Annotated in this window: 4 protein-coding genes; all 4 read left to right on the forward strand. The window is 62.9% G+C overall.

The annotated features are described in order from the left end of the window. Positions 1–988: Fe-S cluster assembly protein SufD (gene sufD, locus WBB85_RS16385; protein ID WP_432639667.1), on the forward strand; the 988-nt coding region annotated here is incomplete at its 5' end. After that, positions 988–1476 carry a YIP1 family protein gene (locus tag WBB85_RS16390; RefSeq protein WP_432639668.1) on the forward strand — a complete coding sequence of 163 codons (489 nt, stop codon included), beginning with the start codon at positions 988–990 and terminating at the stop codon, positions 1474–1476. The genes sufD and WBB85_RS16390, both read left to right, overlap by 1 nt. Further along, complete coding sequence (locus tag WBB85_RS16395; RefSeq protein ID WP_432639669.1) at positions 1473–2069, forward strand: Yip1 family protein; 597 nt, start codon at positions 1473–1475, stop codon at positions 2067–2069. Before WBB85_RS16390 ends, WBB85_RS16395 begins: the two co-directional genes overlap by 4 nt. A gap of 4 nt (positions 2070–2073) precedes the next feature. Then, positions 2074–2758 (forward strand): aminotransferase class V-fold PLP-dependent enzyme (locus WBB85_RS16400; protein ID WP_432639670.1); only part of this gene is annotated, 685 nt, incomplete at its 3' end.

Here is a 2758-nt window from a genome sequence, read left to right on the forward strand (position 1 = left end):
GGCGGGTGTCGAGATTTCGCGTCTGGCCGAGGCGGGCAGGGCGGATATCCACTGGGCGCAGGATCTTTACGGCGTCTTGGAAGCGCGCGGACAGAACCCGGTTGTCCGGCCGCTGGCGGCGCTGAACACCGCCGCTGCGACCGATGGCGTGCTGATCCGGGTGACCGGGCAGGCGGCAAAACCGGTGCATCTGATCTATCGCCATAGCGCAGAGACCTCTGACGCGATGCTGCATCATTGCGTAAAGGTCGAGGCGGGGGCCGAGATCACGCTTCTGGAAACCGGCCCGGCCGCGGCGCGGTTCAACAAGGTGATGGAAGTGGATATCGCCAAGGGCGGCCGCTTCCACCATGTCCGCGCACAGGGCCGTGATCATGAACGCCGCGCGATCACCCATATCTTCACCCGCGTGGCCGAGGCGGCGAGCTTCAAGAGCTTTACCCTGACCGCGAACGGCCAGATGACCCGCAATGAATGCGTGATCGAGATTGTCGGCGACGATGCCGTGGCCCATGTCGCGGGCGCTGCCCTTGGCGATGGCAGCTATGGCAAGTTCCACCATGACGACACGATCTTTGTCACCCATGACGCGGAGCGTTGCGAAAGCCGGCAGGTCTTCAAGAAAGTACTGAAGAACGGCGCGACGGGCGTCTTCCAGGGCAAGATCCTGGTGAAACCCGGCGCGCAGAAAACCGACGGCTATCAGATCAGCCAGTCGCTCTTGCTGGATGAGGACAGCCAGTTCCTCGCCAAGCCGGAACTGGAGATCTATGCCGACGACGTGCAGTGCTCGCATGGCTCGACGACCGGTGCCATTGATGAGACGGCACTTTTCTACCTGCGTTCGCGCGGTGTGCCGCGCGAGGATGCGACGGCATTGCTGGTGCTTTCCTTCCTTGCCGATGCGATCGAAGAGATCGAGGATGAGGCACTGGCAGCCGAGATCGTCGAACGGCTGGAAGCCTGGCTGGCGCGCCGGAAAAAGTAATGGCCGTCACCGACGATATCCTGGCCACCTATCGCGGCCCCCGCGCTGTCATGCGCCGTCTGCTCAAGGGCGAGCGGCATGAGGCGCGGGCGCTCACCTATCTCGTGGTTGCCCTTATCGTCATCTACATCGCGCAATGGCCCGGTCTGAGCCGGGCGGCGCATTTCGAACCGGACGTGCCGCTGGTCCAGCGCATGGTGGCGTCGTTCCTGGCGGTTCTGGCGCTGATCCCGGCCTTTTACCTGCTCGCCGCCCTTGGCCATCTTGCCGCCCGCGTCTTCGGCGGGAAGGGCGATTTCTTTGCTGCGCGCATCGCGCTCTTCTGGGCGCTGCTGGCCGTGACGCCGCTTATGCTGTTGCAGGGCGTTGTCGTGGGCTTCATCGGGTCCGGGCTGCAGGCGACACTCGTTGGCGTGATCGTCTTCGCGGTCTTCCTGTGGTTCTGGGTCTCGGGGCTTCGGGCGGCTGAATTCGGGGGCAGGGAATGACCGGTCTGCCCGCCCTCATCGCCTATCTGGTGGTGGAGACCCTGCGCAATCCGCGCGAAGCGGCCGGGCGGCTTATCGCGCTTGATCCGCCGAATGAGGCGCGCTGGATCGGGCTGGTTCTGGTTTCGGTTCTGGCGCTGATCGTTACCCGGATCGGCCTGCCGCTGATCCCGTCCGAAGGACGACCCGCCTATATCGTGCTCTTGTCCGATCCTGTCCTCGGTGTGCCGATGCAGATCATGTCGCAACTCATGATCGCGGGGGCCGTCGCCGCCGTCGGTCGTGTCTTTGGCGGACGGGGATCGTTCGCCGATACTCTGCTTCTGGTCGTATGGCTCGAATTTCTGATGGTGCTGGCACAGGCCGCGCAGGTCATCGTGCTGCTGACCCTTCCGCCCCTCGGCCTTCTTGTCGGTTACGCCGCGCTGGGGCTGTTCCTTTGGTTACTGGTCCAGTTCACCGCTGCCGTGCATGACTTCACCCATCCCGGCAAGGTGGCGCTTGGCATGATAGTAAGCTTCGTTGCCATCGTGGTCATCCTGTCGCTGGTTCTGTTCATGCTTGGCATCACCCCGACGATCGAGAAAGGCTGACCCCATGTATGATGTTGAAAAGGTCAGGGCGGATTTTCCCATTCTCGCGCGGGAGGTGAACGGCAAGCCTCTGGTCTATCTCGACAATGGCGCTTCGGCGCAGAAGCCGCGTGTGGTGATCGATGCGATGACCCACGCCTATGAGATGGAATACGCCAATGTCCATCGCGGTCTGCACTACCTGTCGAACCTTGCCACCGACAAATATGAGGCTGTGCGCGGCATCGTTGCCCGCTTCCTGAACGCGCCCGATCCCGAAGAGATCGTCTTTACCACCGGCACGACCGAGGGGATCAACCTTGTGTCCTATTCATGGGCCGCGCCACGGATGCAGGCGGGGGATGAGATCGTGCTGAGCGTTCTGGAACATCACGCCAATATCGTGCCCTGGCATTTCCTGCGCGAACGGCAGGGTGTGGTGCTGAAATGGGTGGAGCCCGAGCCCGACGGCGCGCTCGATCCGCAGAAGGTCATCGACGCGATCGGGCCGAGGACCAAACTGGTCGCCGTGACACAGATGTCGAATGTCACCGGCACGCTGGTCGATGTCGCCGCGATCTGCCGTGGGGCGAAGGAAAAGGGCGTGCCGGTTCTGGTTGATGGCAGCCAGGGCTCGGTCCACAGGCCCGTCTCAATCCCCGAGATCGGCTGCGACTTTTACGCCATCACCGGGCACAAGCTTTATGGCC

The organism is Albidovulum sp., from assembly GCF_049646345.1.
In the GTDB taxonomy this organism is placed as follows: Bacteria; Pseudomonadota; Alphaproteobacteria; order Rhodobacterales; family Rhodobacteraceae; genus Albidovulum.

Bases quoted from the DNA above. Each gene is read 5' to 3' on its own strand.
- WBB85_RS16390 (WP_432639668.1), top strand. From the start codon at position 988: ATGGCCGTCACCGACGATATCCTGGCCACCTATCGCGGCCCCCGCGCT.
- WBB85_RS16395 (WP_432639669.1), top strand. From the start codon at position 1,473: ATGACCGGTCTGCCCGCCCTCATCGCCTATCTGGTGGTGGAGACCCTG.